The 17159-nt window shown below is 61.7% G+C and carries 15 protein-coding genes and 1 pseudogene; 8 read left to right on the forward strand and 8 right to left on the reverse strand.

Annotation, left to right across the window (positions count from 1 at the left end):
- Positions 1 to 10: 10 nt before the first annotated feature.
- A complete protein-coding gene (locus tag AS026_RS27430; RefSeq protein ID WP_082728615.1) occupies positions 11 to 382 on the reverse strand; it encodes a hypothetical protein in 372 nt (123 codons plus the stop codon).
- A 218-nt stretch (positions 383 to 600) separates the two neighbouring features.
- On the opposite strand from AS026_RS27430, the pseudogene AS026_RS27435 reads away from it, so the two are divergent.
- Positions 601 to 1029 (forward strand): annotated as a pseudogene (locus AS026_RS27435) (GGDEF domain-containing protein); the annotation flags it as partial.
- A 96-nt stretch (positions 1030 to 1125) separates the two neighbouring features.
- Here the strand turns inward: AS026_RS27435 and AS026_RS40610 are convergent.
- Positions 1126 to 1599, reverse strand: coding sequence for a VOC family protein (locus tag AS026_RS40610; protein WP_082728617.1), 474 nt, complete (start codon positions 1597 to 1599; stop codon positions 1126 to 1128).
- 203 nt (positions 1600 to 1802) lie between these two features.
- Here AS026_RS40610 and AS026_RS27440 point away from each other — a divergent pair, with 203 nt between their 5' ends.
- The 3 genes from AS026_RS27440 to AS026_RS27450 are packed head-to-tail and all read left to right on the forward strand — an operon-like array spanning position 1803 to position 7071.
- Entirely contained in the window at positions 1803 to 3599 is a 1797-nt protein-coding gene (locus AS026_RS27440) for an acyl-CoA dehydrogenase C-terminal domain-containing protein (protein WP_062373225.1), read from the forward strand.
- 37 nt (positions 3600 to 3636) lie between these two features.
- Positions 3637 to 4845, forward strand: coding sequence for an acetyl-CoA C-acetyltransferase (locus AS026_RS27445; RefSeq protein WP_062373229.1), 1209 nt, complete (start codon positions 3637 to 3639; stop codon positions 4843 to 4845).
- A 12-nt stretch (positions 4846 to 4857) separates the two neighbouring features.
- The gene (locus AS026_RS27450; protein WP_062373232.1) at positions 4858 to 7071 is read left to right on the forward strand and encodes a 3-hydroxyacyl-CoA dehydrogenase NAD-binding domain-containing protein; all 2214 of its coding nucleotides are present in this window, start codon (positions 4858 to 4860) and stop codon (positions 7069 to 7071) included.
- Between the two features lie 62 nt (positions 7072 to 7133).
- Here AS026_RS27450 and AS026_RS27455 read toward each other — a convergent pair whose 3' ends face one another.
- The 3 genes from AS026_RS27455 to AS026_RS27465 all read right to left on the reverse strand — a co-directional run bounded on the left by AS026_RS27455 (position 7134) and on the right by AS026_RS27465 (position 10270).
- Entirely contained in the window at positions 7134 to 7562 is a 429-nt protein-coding gene (locus tag AS026_RS27455; protein ID WP_062373474.1) for a plastocyanin/azurin family copper-binding protein, read from the reverse strand.
- Between the two features lie 131 nt (positions 7563 to 7693).
- Positions 7694 to 8809: a flavin-containing monooxygenase gene (locus AS026_RS27460; RefSeq protein WP_062373235.1), complete on the reverse strand. Its 1116-nt coding sequence runs from the start codon at positions 8807 to 8809 to the stop codon at positions 7694 to 7696.
- 51 nt (positions 8810 to 8860) lie between these two features.
- A complete protein-coding gene (locus AS026_RS27465; RefSeq protein ID WP_062373238.1) occupies positions 8861 to 10270 on the reverse strand; it encodes a DUF1254 domain-containing protein in 1410 nt (469 codons plus the stop codon).
- Between the two features lie 609 nt (positions 10271 to 10879).
- Between AS026_RS27465 and AS026_RS27470 the strand changes: the two genes are divergently transcribed.
- Complete coding sequence (locus AS026_RS27470; RefSeq protein ID WP_062373242.1) at positions 10880 to 11362, forward strand: hypothetical protein; 483 nt, start codon at positions 10880 to 10882, stop codon at positions 11360 to 11362.
- A 95-nt stretch (positions 11363 to 11457) separates the two neighbouring features.
- On the opposite strand, the gene AS026_RS27475 is transcribed toward AS026_RS27470, so the two are convergent.
- A complete protein-coding gene (locus tag AS026_RS27475) occupies positions 11458 to 13080 on the reverse strand; it encodes an ABC-F family ATP-binding cassette domain-containing protein (protein WP_062373479.1) in 1623 nt (540 codons plus the stop codon).
- 280 nt (positions 13081 to 13360) lie between these two features.
- On the opposite strand from AS026_RS27475, the gene AS026_RS27480 reads away from it, so the two are divergent.
- Entirely contained in the window at positions 13361 to 13993 is a 633-nt protein-coding gene (locus AS026_RS27480; protein WP_062373483.1) for a TerC family protein, read from the forward strand.
- 23 nt (positions 13994 to 14016) lie between these two features.
- Here AS026_RS27480 and AS026_RS27485 read toward each other — a convergent pair whose 3' ends face one another.
- Positions 14017 to 14580 carry a DUF922 domain-containing Zn-dependent protease gene (locus tag AS026_RS27485; protein ID WP_062373245.1) on the reverse strand — a complete coding sequence of 188 codons (564 nt, stop codon included), beginning with the start codon at positions 14578 to 14580 and terminating at the stop codon, positions 14017 to 14019.
- A gap of 310 nt (positions 14581 to 14890) precedes the next feature.
- Here AS026_RS27485 and AS026_RS27490 point away from each other — a divergent pair, with 310 nt between their 5' ends.
- Positions 14891 to 15811 (forward strand): sulfite exporter TauE/SafE family protein, encoded by a 921-nt coding sequence (locus tag AS026_RS27490; protein WP_018858589.1) that lies wholly within the window; start codon positions 14891 to 14893, stop codon positions 15809 to 15811.
- Entirely contained in the window at positions 15811 to 16617 is an 807-nt protein-coding gene (locus AS026_RS27495; protein WP_062373247.1) for a TIGR02186 family protein, read from the forward strand. Before AS026_RS27490 ends, AS026_RS27495 begins: the two co-directional genes overlap by 1 nt.
- Here the strand turns inward: AS026_RS27495 and AS026_RS27500 are convergent, their stop codons facing one another.
- Positions 16618 to 17124, reverse strand: coding sequence for a winged helix-turn-helix transcriptional regulator (locus tag AS026_RS27500; protein WP_062373250.1), 507 nt, complete (start codon positions 17122 to 17124; stop codon positions 16618 to 16620).
- Positions 17125 to 17159: the final 35 nt, after the last annotated feature.

A 17159-nucleotide genomic window follows, 5' to 3' on the forward strand; every position in this document is an offset into this window, starting at 1 on the left:
TAGCGGCGGCTCAGGCCGCCGCCGTTTCCCTCACATCGTCGAGCAGGAAGTGCACGACGACATACTTCGTCGTGTAGCGGCGGCCGCTGTCGGAAACATTGTCGACGCTGCCGCCATCGGCGGGGTGCCAGCGATGATAGTGCGGATTGGTGGTGATCAAGGTGATCGCCTTGCCGGCCATCTTGCCGTCGAGACGGTAGCGCATTTCGGCCAGCGGCCAGATGCGCTCGTAGTCCTCCATGGACATGCGGACCTTCAGGGCTTTGCGGCTCACCGCCTCGCTGCGTGAGCCGTCTTCGTGCTCCACCGCCGGCAGGTCCAGCGTGACTTCCTCGGCTCCATCAAGAATGGAATTGAACTCCTCCGGCCACATCCGTCTCATAAAATCGCTCCTCCAAAGCTCTTCCATCAGTCTGCCTTGTGAAATCTAGCCTGTCTTCCCCCGGAAGCAAACAGTTCCGGCAAAGCTTAGACGAAAGCCTCACGCACGGCATTGGAAACATGATCGTTTCCAGTGTCGCAGTGTGGGCGTTGTCCACATTTAGGACGCCGCTATGCACTTGCCCTTAGGCGCCATCGCATCATTTTACGCGCCGACGCATTGATGACGGAGAAACAGCCGCGCTGACGGCCAACGAGACCTTTGGAGCGCTCTATCTCGACATGGATGGCTTCAAGGGCATAAATGACATGCTTGGCCATCACGCCGGCGATGAGGCTCTGCGAGAGGCCGCAAACCGCATCCGCACGGTGATCCGATCCGGCGATATCGCCGTGCGCATGGGCGGCGACGAATTCGCCGCCTTTGTTCCCAATCCCCCGAACGCGATCGCATTATCATCGGTTGCCGAACGGCTGGTATCGGCTTTCCGCGAACCCTTCAAGATCGAGGACATCGACGTACGCGCCTGCATCAGCGGCGGCGGCGCCGTTGCACCGCATGCCGGGACGACGCGGATCGATATTCTTCGTAACGTCGACAGCGCGCTTTATCAGGCCAAGGCCACCGGCCGCGACGGCTTCGTGGTGCGGGAAGGCGAGAGTTGCGGGCGTTTTTCAACGCCCGCACACGACCCAAAAGATTGCCGTTCCGGCACCACCACGACCGAAAACTGCCATCAAGAGCTACCGGTAGGCTGCTTCAAGCTTCGCGATATCGAGCTTGACCATGCCGAGCAAGACTTCGGTGACACGCTTGGCGCGCTCCTGGTCGGGATCGGCAATCATCTCACTCAGCACGCGGGGAACGATCTGCCAACACAGGCCCCAGCGGTCCCGCAGCCAGCCGCACTGCTCCTCCACGCCGCCGTTCTCCAGGAAGGTGCTCCAGATCCGGTCGATCTCCTGCTGCGTCTCGCATTGTACCGAGACCGAGAAGGCATGGTTGAACGCATCAAGCGGACCGGCTTGCATAGCCACGAAATCCTGATGCCCGAGCTTGAACTCGATGATGACGACACTGCCGGGCGGGCCGCTCGGCGTCTCGGCCGGAAGCACGGTCGTGCGCCCCATGGACGAATTCGGGATCGTTGCCACATAGAATTCGACGGCCCGCTGGACGTCCTTCTCAAACCAGAGATTCGAACTGACCTTGAGCATGGATTGTCTCCTCCTTGATGCTCTGATGAAAGGTTCGACACCCCAAGGACGTTCCCGGTCGGCCCTTCCAGACACCGCACCACACAATCGCATCACAAATTCGAGCAAGCGCGAAATTTGACGTTTACGCAAACGTCAATATTTTGTAAGAGACTCTCAAATGCCGGCTTCGTCCGGCGTGCCGAATTGGAGGAATTCGAACGATGCCAGTCTATAAGGCCCCGGTAAACGACACGCTTTTTGTGCTGAACGACGTGCTCGGCCTGGAACGCTACAACAATCTTCCGGGGTTTTCCGACGCGACGCCCGACATGATCGAGGCGATTCTCGGAGAATCGGCAAAGCTTGCTGAGGAAGTGCTCTTCCCGCTGAACTATTCCGGCGATCAGCAAGGCTGCGTGCGCCATGAAGACGGCTCGGTCTCGGTGCCCGATGGTTTCAAGGGCGGCTATGATGCCTATTGCCAGGGCGGCTGGACTGGCCTTGCGGTTCCCGAGGAATTCGGCGGCCAGGGTCTTCCCTACGCACTGCATGCTGCCGTCGGCGAATACACCTCCTCCGCCAACATGTCGCTGATGATGTACCCGGGGCTCACCCAGGGCGCGATCGCGGCGATCTTCGTGCATGGCTCGGACGAGCAGAAGCAGACCTATCTGCCGAAGATGGTTTCCGGCGAATGGTCCGGCACCATGAACCTCACCGAACCGCATTGCGGCACGGATCTCGGCCTGCTGCGCACCAAGGCGGTGCCGCAGGCAGACGGCAGCTACAAGCTGTCCGGCCAGAAGATCTTCATCTCGGCCGGTGAGCACGACATGACCGACAACATCGTGCATCTGGTGCTGGCGCGCATCGAGGGCGCACCTGAAGGCACGAAGGGCATTTCGCTGTTCATCGTGCCGAAGTACCTGGTCAAGGCGGACGGCACGGTCGGTGCGCGCAACCAGGTTTCCTGCGGTGCGATCGAGCACAAGATGGGCATTCATGGCAACGCCACCTGCGTCATGAACTATGACGGGGCAACCGGCTTCCTCATCGGCGCCGAGAACAAGGGTCTCAGCGCCATGTTCGTGATGATGAACGAGGCACGCCTCAGCGTCGGCCTGCAGGGGCTGGCGATCTCCGAAGTCGCCTATCAGAACGCGGTCAACTATGCCCGTGAGCGCATCCAGGGCCGCTCGCTGTCAGGCCCGAAGGCGCCGGAGAAAAAGGCCGATCCGATCATCGTGCATCCCGACATCCGCCGCTCGCTGATGACGATCCGTGCCTTCAACGAGGCCGGCCGCGCCTTCCTGCTCTGGACGGCGCTGAAATCCGACATCGCCCACCGTTCGGCGGATGAGAAGGAGCGTCAGACGGCCGACGACATCCTCGGCCTCGTCACCCCGATCCTCAAGGGCGTGCTGACCGACAAGGGCTTCGACCACGCCGTCATGGCCCAGCAGGTCTTCGGGGGCCACGGCTACATCGAAGAGCACGGCATGAGCCAGTATGTGCGCGACGCGCGCATCGCCATGATCTACGAAGGCGCCAACGGCATTCAGGCGCTCGACCTCGTCGGCCGCAAGCTCGGCCAGAACGGCGGCCGCGCCGTCATGGCGCTGTTCAAGGAAATCGGCGATTTCTGCGAGGAGAACCGCAACGAAGAACAGATGGCCTTCTTCACCAAGAACCTGAAGAAGGGGTTGAACGACGTGCAGGCGGCGACCATGTGGTTCATGCAGCACGCCATGGCCAAGCCCGACAATGCCGGCGCCGGCTCCACCGACTACATGCATCTCTTCGGTCTTGTCGTGCTCGGCTACATGTGGGCAAAGATGGCCAAGGCTGCCAATGATGGCCTTGCCGCTGGAGAAACCGAACGCGAAACATTCCTGCGTAACAAGCTGATCACCGCCCGTTTCTTCATGGAGCGGATCATGCCGGGAACGGCACTGCGCAAGGCCCGCATCGAGACCGGCGCGGAAACGATGATGACCTTGGCCGCCGAGGCCTTTTGAGTTCAACGGCGCTTGCCGCCGATAGGGAGATAGAGGAATGACCGAGGTTTTCATTTACGACCACGTGCGCACGCCACGCGGCCGCGGCAAGAAAGACGGCTCGCTGCACGAGGTGCCGTCGGTGCGGCTTGCCGCCAAGACGCTGGAAGCGATCCGCGATCGCAACGGGCTTGATACGGCAACCGTCGACGACATCGTCATGGGCTGCGTCGATCCCGTCATGGAAGCAGGCGCGGTGATTCCGCGCGGTGCCGCCTTCGAGGCGGGCTATTCCACCAAGGCGCCCGGCATGCAGATTTCCCGCTTCTGCGCCTCCGGTCTCGACGCCGTCAATTTCGGCGCGGCGAAGATCGCCCAGGGCGCCGATGACATCGTCATCGCTGGCGGCGTCGAAAGCATGTCGCGCGTCGGTCTCGGCATGTCCGGCGGCGCCTGGTTCATGGATCCGTCGGTGAACTTCCCGGCATATTTCATGCCGCAGGGCGTCTCCGCCGATCTGATTGCCACCAAGTACGGCTTTTCGCGCGACGACGTCGATGCCTATGCGGTCGAGAGCCAGAAGCGCGCGGCGAATGCCTGGGAGAAGGGCTACTTCAAGAACTCCGTCATCCCAATCAAGGACCAGAACGGCCTTGTTATCCTTGCCCATGACGAGCACATGCGCCCAGGCACCGATATGCAGGCGCTGGCAGCCCTGAACCCCTCCTTCCAGATGCCGGGCGAGATGGGCGGCTTCGAAGCCGTCGCGATCCAGGCCCATCCGGAAATCGAGCGCCTCAACTATGTCCACCACGCCGGCAACTCCTCCGGCATCGTCGATGGCGCGGCTGCCGTGCTGCTCGGCTCGAAAGCAGGCGGCGAGAGTATGGGCATCAAGCCACGGGGCCGCATCAAGGCCTTCGCCAATATCGGCTCCGACCCGGCGCTGATGCTGACCGGCCCGGTCGATGTCACCGAAAAGCTTCTGAAGCGCACGGGCATGACGCTTGCGGATATCGATCTCTTCGAACTCAACGAAGCCTTTGCCGCTGTCGTGCTGCGCTACATGCAGGCCTTCGAGATCCCGCACGACAAGATCAACGTCAACGGCGGCGCCATCGCCATGGGCCATCCGCTCGGCGCCACCGGCGCGATGATCCTGGGCACGGTGCTCGACGAACTGGAGCGGCGCGACCTCAACACCGCGCTCGTCACGCTCTGCATCGGCGCAGGCATGGGCACGGCAACGGTAATCGAACGCGTCTAAGGGAGAGAGACGATGACCTACAAGAACTTCACCATCGAAACCGACGCGGATGGCATCGCCCTTGTGACCTGGGACATGCCCGGCAAATCCATGAACGTCTTCACCGAGGAGGTGATGGACGAGCTCAACGCCATCGTCGATGCCGTCGTTGCCGACGGCGCCGTCAAGGGCGCGGTCATCACCTCGGGCAAGTCGAGCTTCTCGGGCGGCGCGGACCTTTCGATGATCAAGTCGATGTTCTCGCTCTATCAGCATGAGAAGGCCGCCAACACCGATGGCGCTGCGCAGAAGCTGTTCGATCTCGTCGGCCGCATGACCGGCCTCTTCCGCAAAGTCGAAACCTCAGGCAAACCCTGGGTTTCGGCAATCAACGGCACCTGCATGGGCGGCGCCTTCGAAATGTCGCTCGCCTGCCATGGCCGCGTCGCCTCGAATGCCAAGTCGGTGAAGATCGCGCTGCCCGAGGTCAAGGTCGGCATCTTCCCCGGTGCCGGCGGCACGCAGCGCGTCTCGCGCCTGGCGGACGCCCAGTCGGCCCTGCAGATGATGACAACAGGCCAGTCGCTGACAGCAGCACGCGCCAAGGCGATGAACCTCGTGCATCAGGTGGTCGAACCGGATCAGCTGATCCCATCAGCCAAGCAGATGATCAAGGACGGCCTCAAGCCAGTCGCGCCTTGGGACGAAAAGGGTTTCAAGGCGCCCGGCGGCGGCATCTGGACGCCTGCGGCGGCCCAGCTCTGGCCGGCAGCCCCCGCGATCCTGCGCCGCGAAACCTCCGGCAACTATCCGGCAGCGCTCGCCATCCTCAAATGCGTCTATGAAGGCCTGCAGGTGCCTTTCGACACCGGCCTCAAGATCGAACAGCGCTATTTCACCGAGATCCTGCAGACCAACGAAGCCTTCTCGATGATCCGTTCGCTCTTCATCTCCATGCAGGAGCTCGGCAAAGGGGCCCGCCGCCCCGCCGGAATCCCGAAAACGGAGTTGAAGAAAGTGGGTGTCGTCGGCGCCGGTTTCATGGGAGCCTCGATCGCCTACGTGACCGCCGCCGCCGGCATCCCCGTCACCCTCATCGACCGCGACATCGAAGCGGCGGCCAAGGGCAAGGGCGTCGGTGAAGGCCTGGTGAAGGACTCTATCGGTAAGGGACGCCTTACGCATGATGAGGGTGCGGCGCTGCTTTCGCGCATCGTCCCGTCCGCGGACTATGCCGACCTCAAGGATGCTGATCTCGTCATTGAAGCCGTGTTCGAAGACCGTGAGGTCAAGAAGGCCGTGATCGAGGCGGTTGAAGCCGTGCTGCCGGAAGGCGCCATCTTCGCTTCCAACACCTCGACCCTGCCGATTTCAGGCCTTGCCAAGAACTCCAAGCGCCCTGCCGATTTCATCGGCGTGCATTTCTTCTCGCCGGTCGAGAAGATGATGCTGACGGAGGTCATTCTCGGCAAGCAGACCGGCGACAAGGCGCTGGCGGTGGCACTCGATTACGTCGCCGCAATCAAGAAGACGCCCATCGTCGTCAACGACACCCGCGGCTTCTTCGTTAACCGCTGCGTCTTCCGCTATATCCACGAAGCCTACGACATGCTGATCGAGGGCGTCCCGCCCGCGATGATCGAGAATGCTGCCAAGATGGCCGGCATGCCGGTCGGCCCGCTCTCATTGAACGACGAGGTGGCGATCGATCTGTCGCAGAAAATCCTCAAGGCCACCGTCGCCGATCTCGGCGAAGCCGCCGTCGATCCTGAACATATGGCGCTGATCAACAAGATGGTCGACGAGCTCGACCGCCGCGGCCGCAAGAACGGCAAGGGCTTCTACGACTATCCGGCGAAACCGGCCAAGAAGTCGCTTTGGTCCGAGCTGAAGACCTTCTACCCGCAGAAGAAGGCGGAAGACGTCGATGTCGAGGTGCTGAAGCAGCGCTTCCTCGTCACCATCGCACTGGAGGCAGCCCGCACCATCGAGGAGGGCATCGTCACCGATCCGCGCGAGGCCGACGTCGGCTCCATCCTCGGCTTCGGCTTCGCGCCCTATACCGGCGGCGTGCTCTCCTACGTCGACGGGATGGGCGTGAAGGCCTTCGTGGCGCTATGTGAAACGTTAGCCGAAGCTTACGGTGCACACTTCAAGCCGACGGCGCTGCTTGAGGACATGGCGGCCAAGGGCGAGACCTTCTACGGCCGCTTCGACCCTTACGCAAAGGAGAAAGAGGCGGCGTAAGCCGCCTCTGGCACCTGTCATCAAAGCCAGCGGTGCTTTCGGCTGGCTTTTCGATCTCGCAGCTACTTGGTCACGGTAAGGCTGGCCTGCATGCCCGCCTCATAGTGCCCCTTGATATTGCACAAGAGCAGGTAGGCGCCGGGCGCGAGCTTCGTTTTCAACTGCCCGTCCGCTCCCGGCTTGAGGTCCGAGACCTCGCCGATGCCTTTGAGCTGTTTCTCGTCGACCCTGTGCCTTGATGCAATCAAGGGCACCTTCTGATCCGGGGACTTCAGCTTGACGAGCACCATCTCGTGCTCCTCTGTCATCGCGTCGTTGTGAACCGCGAAGATCGTCTCCCCTGCCTTGATCGTGGCCTGGTCGAGCGTCAGGGTCATCGGCCCGCCGCCCTCACCGCCTTCGGTTACCTTCACAGTCGTAGCCGCCCATGACGGCGAAGTAATTGCGATCGCGGCAGATGCGGCGAGAGCGTACCATGCGTACCTGTTCATCAAATCAGCCTCTCCGTTGCAGCCCGCGCTTCGTGTAGGCAGCACGTCTGACGCCAGCCTGAACGGCTGCTCCAACCGTTGCAGGCTCCACAACACAGAGCCGACGGTCAGATCGGACGGTGGACGACGCATCATTTTCCGGCGATGGAGGCAGCGATCTTCTCCGCCTCAAGTCCGACTTCCCGGAGGAGGCCGGTTGGAACGGCGGTGAAGCCGCAAAAGTAGAGGCCGTCATTCGCCGGCTGGAGATCTCCGCGCGCTGGACCGTCGGCGCCGCCAAATCGTTGCTCGAAATCGGGCAGCAGTGCCTCGAGCCCCGGCCGGTAGCCCGTCGCAAGGACGATCGCGTCAAAAATGCCGGAGCGGCCATCCGCGAATTGCACCTGGCGATCGTCGGAACTCGTGACGGCGGGGAACACCTTGATGTCCCCCGACCTGATCCGCTCGATCGTGCCGATGTTGATCATCGGCGTGCGGCCCCTTTCGATGATGCCGGCCAGCGGCCCGCCTCTTGCCCTTTCCACTCCGAACGCCCCGAGGTCCCCGAAACGCAGGCTGAGGATCGGCGCGTTCACCGCATCGACCAGGCGATAGGGAAGGAACCGCTGGGCGATGGCAATGCTGGCGGTCGTCACGCCGAACAGCTCGAGCGGCACGACGTTGACCGGACCACGCACGGACATGGCGACATGAAGGCCGGCCTCGGCGCATTCGAGCGCAATCTCGCCGGCCGAGTTGCCGAAGCCGACGACGAGGACCCGCTCGGCTGCAAGCTCCGCGGCATTCTGGAACTCCGAGGAGTGCAGAAGCTTGCCCGAAAACAGCGCCTGCCCCTCCCAGGTCGGCCTTATCGGCGCGTTCGAAAGCCCGGTCGCGAGGATGACATTGCTCGCCTGGAACGTCCCCTCGGAGCTCTCGACAATCCACGTTTTGTCCTTGCGGATCGTCGTCGCGCGCACACCGAACCTGACCTCGATGTCGTTCGAGGAGCTGTAGGTTTCGAGATACTCGATCACCTGCAGCCGCGAGGGATACTTCGGAAACCGCCGTGGCATTGGCATTCCCGGCAGAGCCGAGTGTATCTTGTGGGTATGCAGCCGAAGGCGGTCGTAGTGGCGATGCCAGGAGGCAGCCAGCGTGTCGCCTTTCTCAAGCACCAGAAACGGGCGTCCACGCGCCTGCAGCGCCACGGCGCAGGCCAATCCTGCCGGTCCCGCACCGATAATGATCGTTTCTGTATCCGTCATGGGAGCTCTTGGCTCACGATGCCAGTCATAAATGGGCCCTCGTGCTGACACCTAGGGCGCGGCGACCCTGACGACATCCGACAACACCCACTTCTTGTCAAAAAACTCCTTCGTCGGGCCGTAGGCGCGGAACATCAGTTCGAACTGCCGCTTCGGATCGGTCGGCACCCAATTGGTGCCCTTGCCCTTGGGGGCCTTGGGACCGAAATAGAGATCGACGGATCCGTCTCCGTTCTTCACCAGTTCCGGAATCTGCGACGAACGGCTGGCACGCGCAACATTCTTGATCAGCGCGTGCGTCTGCCGGTCATAGGCCGTCACCGACCAATATTGCTGGACGGGAACATTGCCAGGCACATGGAGACGATAGGTCTTGCCGCCGTCGAAGGCATTGCCATCCTTGTCGCGGATCGAGATCGCATAGAACTGACCGGCCCCGAGCCTCTTGATGCCGATATAGGCATAGCTGTAGGCAACGCCGCGATGATCGACCGGATAGGCGTCCTGTTCGGCGAAATCAGATTGCATGGCCTTGATGAGATCGGGATAGGCCGGGAAGGTCCAGCGGCTCTTCTCGCTGAAGAAGGGCGGCAGACCGGCATCGTATTTCGCCTCCAGTAGGGCCTCGGCCTCCTTGATGCCCTTGGTCAGCAGGGATTTGGTGTGGCGATCGGGCTCAAACGGCTTGTCTTTCTCTATGCCGATCGATTTCAGCTGGTCGATCATCACGCGGTCGCGGGAGATCCACGGCTCTTCCTGTACGACACGGTTCAGATTGTCGAAGAAGCTCGCGTCCCATCTGATCGTGGAATCGAACAGAACGTCCTTCACGTCGGAGAAAACGGTCTCCGGCGGATTGGCGGCGGCCGACAGCGGATAGACTTTCAGCTTCTTGCCGTAGTCGATGGAGGCGTGGACATCGGCATCACCATGGCTCGCAAGGTTCGAACGAAACAGCATGTAGCCGCCGTAGACCTCGGACTGCAGCGGAATGAACCCGTCCGGAAGCTTGTCCGTGTAACCCGGCGGCAGGACCACAAACTTGCCGCCTTTGCCCTTGTCGTATCCGAGCAGGCCGGCATCCTCGAGCGGCAATTGCCATGCGGTGACGATATTGCCGTTGAAGGAAGCCTTTTCCTCCGCCGGCGGCAGATCGAGAACGACGGGGCCGTCCTTCGTGCTGAAGAAAACCATGAAGTAGAGAGCGTCCGGATTGGGCGTCAGCGTCTGGTTCCTCCAGTCCAGCGGGCGGCCCCAATAGATGACCTGTCCGACCTTGCCGGGCGTCTTCTCAAGCATCTCCTGCCGCATCAGATCGTAGTTGACGACGGGAATGCCCCAAACGGCCGCCTGGACTGCATTCCGCTCGATCTCTTGGTCGAACACCTGCCGTGCGGTCCTATCTGCCGAAAGTGCCGGACCGGCGAGCAGCAGCATGCATAGTAGCGCGATAGACCTCATGGCAGGCCTCCTCCGATCTTGATGCGTCATCCGGAGTGAATGCTTGCGGGGCTCAATACGGAAGTACGTTACGGTAAATGTGACCAGTATCCCATCTGCAGAGTAGAGGCGGGTCCGACAATGCGAAATCGGGATATGCTGATGCAATATCCGATCGAGTGCATGGTGCCTCAACGGAGCAAAACAGCGCCGAGTTAAGCCATATCAATCACTTATCCGATCTCTCATCCCCGCTTCCCGGCCCCGTGCCTAAAATCCTCCCGCTTCCGTCGCCGGGGTGTTTCGCGAGACGTTCGCGGGCAGGCGGGAGCCGGCGCCCTGCCGGAGGCTGTAACGTGTAGTCGAAGGCAGGGAGGCGAAAACCGGGCATCGGCATTAGACCGCTGCCATCACAAGTCTCCCCCGGTTCAGCCATGCAAGTTCGGGCCGATCTGCTCGGACGCAGCGAGACGAGGCGATCGCCTGAAGGGGTAGGGATATCCCGAAGAACGCCGAAGGCCACGCAAATGCGGAGCCACAATAAATCTAACCAGTGAGGTTCCGCATTTGCGTGGGCTCTCCGGATCGATGGTCGAAAACATGGCGGCGGAGCTGCCGTGGAGGAGACGCATGCGAAGCAGCCTGTTCCTGAAAAGACTTCTCGCCCTGCCCGTTGTCGACGTGCTCGCCGTCGTCGAGGCCATGAATTTCGAGGATGGCGGACTGGTCGATGACGAGGAAAAGGCGCGATCCGGCGGATGCGTCATCACACGGCTGGCCGCCAGCGAGTGCGGCTTCTGGAAAGATTGCTCCATCGCCACCTGCCGTCGTGCCCGGGCCTGCAGGGGCAGGCTGACGGCGGCACAGATGCACCACGATGCCGGCTATCACCCTTACTTCCCGCCTTGCACGCGCGCCAACGAGGACCGGCGCCAGACCATCCTTCGAATGATGGGAACGATGCAACGGACGACTGCTGACGACACGGAGGAGTTCCGCGATCTGAAGCGTCGCCTGGCTGAGGCGGCGCTGCGGCAACCGGAACTCCGGCCGCGGCGCGCCGCCTTCCCCGGTCGCTACGGCCTGCCGGCAGCGCCAAATTGCCGATCGTAACGGCGCCCTTTGAAGGACCCCGGCGAGGCCCATGCAGTGGCCGTCACGATAGCGGCTTCGCATCGAACCTGCAGGTCGACAGGCGCCCGTTATCCTCAGCCCCGCAGGCCAGGCGCCTCGTAACCGGTGCGCTCGACGTATTCCGTGTAGCCGCCGCCATATTGGTGGATGCCGTCAGGCGTCAGTTCCAGCACGCGGTTGGAAAGCGCCGCGAGGAAATGCCGGTCGTGCGAGACAAACAGCATCGTGCCCTCGTATTGCGACAGCGCCTTGATCAGCATTTCCTTGGTGTCGAGGTCCAGGTGGTTGGTCGGCTCATCGAGTACCAGCAGGTTCGGCGGATCGAAGAGCATCTTGGCCATGACAAGCCGCGCCTTTTCGCCACCCGACAGCACGCGGCACTTCTTTTCGACGTCGTCGCCGGAGAAGCCGAAGCAGCCGGCCAGCGCTCTCAGCGGCGCCTGCCCTGCCTGCGGGAAGGAATCCTCCAGCCATTCCAGCACTGTCCGCTCGCCATCGAGGATATCCATGGCGTGCTGGGCGAAATAGCCCATCTTGACGCTGGCGCCGAGGGCAACGCTGCCCTGGTCCGGCTCGGCGGAACCAGCAACCAGCTTCAGCAGGGTCGACTTGCCGGCACCGTTGATGCCCATGATGCACCAACGCTCCTTGCGGCGGACCATGAAGTCCAGGCCTTCGTAAATGGTTCGGCTGCCGTACTTCTTGTGGACGTTTTTGAGGTTGATCACGTCTTCGCCGGAGCGCGGGGCCGGCAGGAAGTCGAAGGCGACCGTCTGGCGGCGCTTCGGTGGCTCGACGCGGTCGATCTTCCCCAGCTTCTTGACGCGGCTCTGCACCTGCGAGGCGTGCGATGCGCGCGCCTTGAAACGCTCGATGAACTTGATTTCCTTGGCAAGCATCGCCTGCTGGCGCTCGAACTGCGCCTGCTGCTGTTTCTCGTTCTGCGCCCGCTGCTGTTCGTAGAACCCGTAATCGCCGGAGTAGCTGTTCAACGAGCCGGCGTCGATCTCGATGATCTTGCCAACGATGCGGTTCATGAACTCGCGGTCGTGCGAGGTCATCAGAAGCGCCCCGTCATAGGTCTTCAGGAATTCTTCCAGCCAGATCAGGCTTTCCAGGTCCAGGTGGTTGCTCGGCTCGTCGAGCAGCATGACATCCGGACGCATCAGGAGAATGCGGGCGAGCGCCACGCGCATTTTCCAACCGCCCGACAGTGCGCCGACATCACCGTCCATCATTTCCTGGGTGAAGCTCAGGCCTGCCAGCACTTCGCGTGCACGGCCCTCCAAAGCGTAGCCGTCCAGCTCCTCGTACCGTGCCTGGACTTCGCCATAGCGCTCGATGATCCGGTCCATTTCGTCGAGCTTGTCGGGATCGACCATTTCCGCTTCGAGTTCACGCAACTCGGCCGCGACGACGCTGACAGGCCCAGCACCTTCCATGACCTCGGCCACGGCGCTACGGCCGGCCATCTCGCCGACATCCTGATTGAAATAGCCGATCGTCACGCCCTTTTCGGCCGCGACCTGGCCTTCATCGGGCTGCTCCTGCCCGGTGATCATGCGAAAGAGCGTCGTCTTGCCGGCGCCATTCGGGCCGACGAGGCCGATCTTCTCGCCTCTGTTGAGGGCTGCGGAGGCTTCGATGAAGAGGATGCGGTGGCTGTTCTGCTTGCTGATATTCTCGATACGAATCATGTCTGCGTGGAGTCCGAAAGCGTTGCTGCGCCCCTCGATCATGCCGGCCGGGGCTTTTTGCGGCTCTCGCTAGCACGTTCGCGGCGTAATGGCCAATCCCAGGCCATGCAAAGAACTCTACGTCAGGAAAATGAAGGTCGTTTGTCGACCAGGCGGAACTGCAACGGGCGACAGAACTTTTCCACAATAGGTCCTCGCCCCTTGATCAGCCGATCAGCGATCATTTATGCGTTATCGGCGCGCCGGCGGGCGTTTCGCATATGTCAGGGATTATCAGATTATGGAAATTTTCACCTCGGCCGGCTTGCTGGCGCTCTTGCAGGTCATTCTCATCGACCTCGTGCTTGCCGGCGACAACGCCGTCGTCATCGGTCTTGCCGCCGCCGGATTGCCGGCCGACCAACGCAAGAAGGCGATCCTCGTCGGTATTCTTGCTGCCACCGTGCTGCGTATCGCGCTCGCCAGCGTTACCGTCCAGCTTCTCGAGATCATCGGCCTGCTGCTGGCCGGCGGTATTCTCCTGCTCTGGGTCTGCTGGAAGATGTGGCGCGATCTGCGCAACGGCAGCGGCGAAGTGGAGGGTGCCGAAGGAGACGCAGCGGCGCCGAAGAAGACCTTCTTCCAGGCAGCCAGCCAGATCGTCATTGCCGACGTGTCGATGTCGCTCGACAACGTGCTCGCCGTTGCGGGGGCTGCCCGCGAACATCCGACGATCCTCGTCATCGGCCTCATCCTGTCGATTGCGATGATGGGTATTGCGGCGAACTTCATCGCGCGCCTGCTCAACCGCTACCACTGGATCGCCTATCTCGGCCTTGCCATCATCGTCTACGTGGCGCTGAGCATGATCTATCGCGGCGCCCTCGAGGTCTGGCCGCACCTCGCGCCGGTGGCCGCTGCCGCTTTGGGCTGAACCGCCATAGGTTCGAACGGCCCTCAGGGGCCGTTCACGAGCTGCAGGACGAGGCGGCGAATATTGCCGCCCTCGCTCATCTCCGCCTTGTCGAAATCGCGGCCCTGCTGTCGCTGTTGCGCCGAGAGTTCGCCGAGCCGCTTGGTGAGTTCGACCCGGATCTTGCGGCAATCCGGGTCATTGTCGGCGGAAAAGCCGACGCTCATCGCCTCGATGTCCCGGACCATCTGCTCGATATAGTCCCCGTGCACCCGCTCATGCGTTTCGATGCCGGCAATGAAGGTCGCCCAGCTTGCCTGGGTGGCAGCGGGAAGCTTGCCGGTCGGCTTCGGCAGCGTGTAGGTGATGATCAGCTTCGGCCGCGCCACGGCAAGCACGCAGGCATCGCCCCGGCGCTCGTATTTTCTGGTCCAGGTCAGCTTGAAAGTCGTGTGCGCCACCACCCGACCGCCGCCAAGCTCGGGACCGTGCACGCCGATGGAATCGTACAAGGCTGCGCCGGAACTGCCCGTCACCGCGTAGGTCCGCACCTCTTCGATCGGTTGCCATTCCGCCTCCGCCGCAACCGGCTGAAGGACGCAAGCCATCAGCAACCAACGAACCAATCCTGCCTTCAAGCGAATCCCCCGGACAATCATGCTCCGACCCTAGTCGGCAGGCGTCCCGCATTCAACCGGCGATCCAGATGCGGCACTAGGCACGCTTTGTCGGGTTCGACCCCTAAAGGTCTGTCATAAAACCCAAAAAAAGCCTGAATATTCGAGAGTGATCACGCTATCGAGTGGATCGCGTGTCGCTAATCGAAATCCTCTGGCAACGATTTCACCGTATGATGCACCATTCGAACAAGATGTAAGACGCCTGCCTGTGGGGGCAGTTCATAGATTGGGGTCTGCTGTGACAATCTATCTGCCTATCGCAGAATTGTCGGTGAACATCTTCATCATTCTCGGCATGGGAGCAGCCGTCGGCTTTCTCTCCGGAATGTTCGGTGTCGGCGGCGGCTTCCTGATCACGCCGCTCCTGATCTTCTACAACATCCCGCCGGTCGTTGCCGTCGCCACCGGCGCCAATCAGGTCGTGGCCTCCTCCATATCCGGCGCCATCACGCATTTTCGGCGTGGATCGCTCGACCTGAAGCTCGGAACCGTACTGCTGATTGGGGGTCTCACGGGTGCGACAATCGGCATCTGGATCTTCTCGCTGCTCAGGCGGATCGGTCAGCTCGATCTCATCATCTCCTTGCTTTACGTCGTCTTTCTCGGCACGGTCGGTGGACTGATGCTGGTCGAGAGCGTCAGTGCCATGCGCCGTGCGGCGAAGAACGTGCCGCCGACACCGCGGCGCCCCGGTCATCACCATTGGGTGCACAAGCTGCCGCTGAAGATGCGGTTCAAGAAGTCGAAGATCTTCCTCAGTGTGATCCCGGTCGTCGCGCTCGGCTTCGGCATCGGCATCCTGACATCGGTCATGGGCGTCGGCGGCGGCTTCATCATGGTGCCGGCGATGATCTATCTCCTGCGCATTCCGACCAACGTGGTCGTCGGCACGTCGCTATTCCAGATCATCTTCGTGACCGCCTACACAACGGTCGTGCAGGCGGCGACGAACTTCTCGGTCGACATCGTGCTCGCCTTTTTCCTAATGATTGCCGGGGTGATCGGCGCGCAGTATGGCGTGCGTGTCGGACAGAAGCTGCGCGGTGAGCAGCTTCGCGCGCTTCTCGGACTGCTGGTGCTTGCCGTCGGCCTTCGTCTTGCCGTTGCGCTCGTCGTAACCCCAGCGGACGTCTACTCCGTCGTCATGGGAGCGAATTGATGCACCGCTTCCTAGCTGCTCTTCTATCTATCGTTCTCTTGCTGCCCACCGCAGCAATGGCGCAGATGCTGCTCCCGGGCCAGGCCGCGCAGAGCAAGACCGAAGGGCTGGAGATCGGCACCTCCACCAGCGAAATCGCCATAACTTCGGATTTTCGGGGCGCGGACCTGACGATCTTTGGAGCCGTGACCAACACTGACAGTCTTCTCTTGGCAATCGGCCAATATGACGTGGTCGTCGTTCTCGAGGGGCCGCGAGAAAACGCGACCGTGCGCCGGAAGGAGCGCGTGTTCGGCGTCTGGATGAATACGCGATCGATGACCTTCGAGGCGGTGCCGCACTCCTATTCGATGTCGAGTTCGCGCATGCTTGACGACATCACCACGCCGCTCGACCTCACCGATAGGGGGATCGGCATCGACCACATCCCGCTGACGCCGGTCGGCTTCGTCGGCAACGCCAGCAATCTCGGCGAATTCCGGCAGGCCTTTCGCCGACTGCAGGAAAACGGCGGCCTCTACGATCGCGACCCGAGCGGCGTGCGTTTCGTCAGTTCCAGCCTTTTCAAAGCCAGCCTGCGGTTGCCGGCAAACATTCCGAACGGCGTGCATACCGTTCGAGCCTATCTCTTCAAGAGCGGCAATTTCATCACTGAGAAGTCGGTGCCGTTGCGTGTCATCAAGACGGGCATCGAGCAGATGATTACCGACGCGGCGCACTCGCAGCCGATTGCCTACGGCCTGGTTTCTGTCTTCCTGGCACTCATTACCGGCTGGGGTGCCAGCGTGGTGTTCCGCAAGGATTGATCAGGCGGATTTCGTCTTGCGGGCGACGACGCCGAGATAGGCTTCGGTGAGGCGCGCGAGGACGGACGGCGTTCCGGCAGGCAGCTTCTTGCCGAGATGCGTGGCGCGCAGCTCGTCCATGAATTCCTCCCAGAGTTCGGTGCCCCCCTCCTCCAGAAGCTCCGCCCGAATGGAGAGTTCCTCGGTAACCGGAAGATGCCTGCGACCCCACGCACCCATGTGCGCGAAGATGGGCACGAGTTGGATCGCCATTTCGGTCAGGCTATAGATTGCCTTCTGCTTGTGCGTTGGATCATCCTCACGCGTCAGCAATCCCCTGTCGACTAGGCGGCGGAGGCGGTCGGCCAGAATGTTCGAGGCAATTTTCTCCTGCGAATTCTGCAGCAGTTCACGAAAATGGCGCCGATTGCCGAACATGATGTCGCGGATGACGATGAGGCTCCAGCGATCGCCGAGGACCTCGAGCGTCAGATTGATCGGGCAGCCGGAGCGGTGAGCGTCGTCCATTAGCATCTCCAAAACTGCTTGCATTTTGCCATCAG

The organism is Rhizobium altiplani, assembly GCF_001542405.1.
GTDB classification, from domain to species: Bacteria; Pseudomonadota; Alphaproteobacteria; order Rhizobiales; family Rhizobiaceae; genus Rhizobium; species Rhizobium altiplani.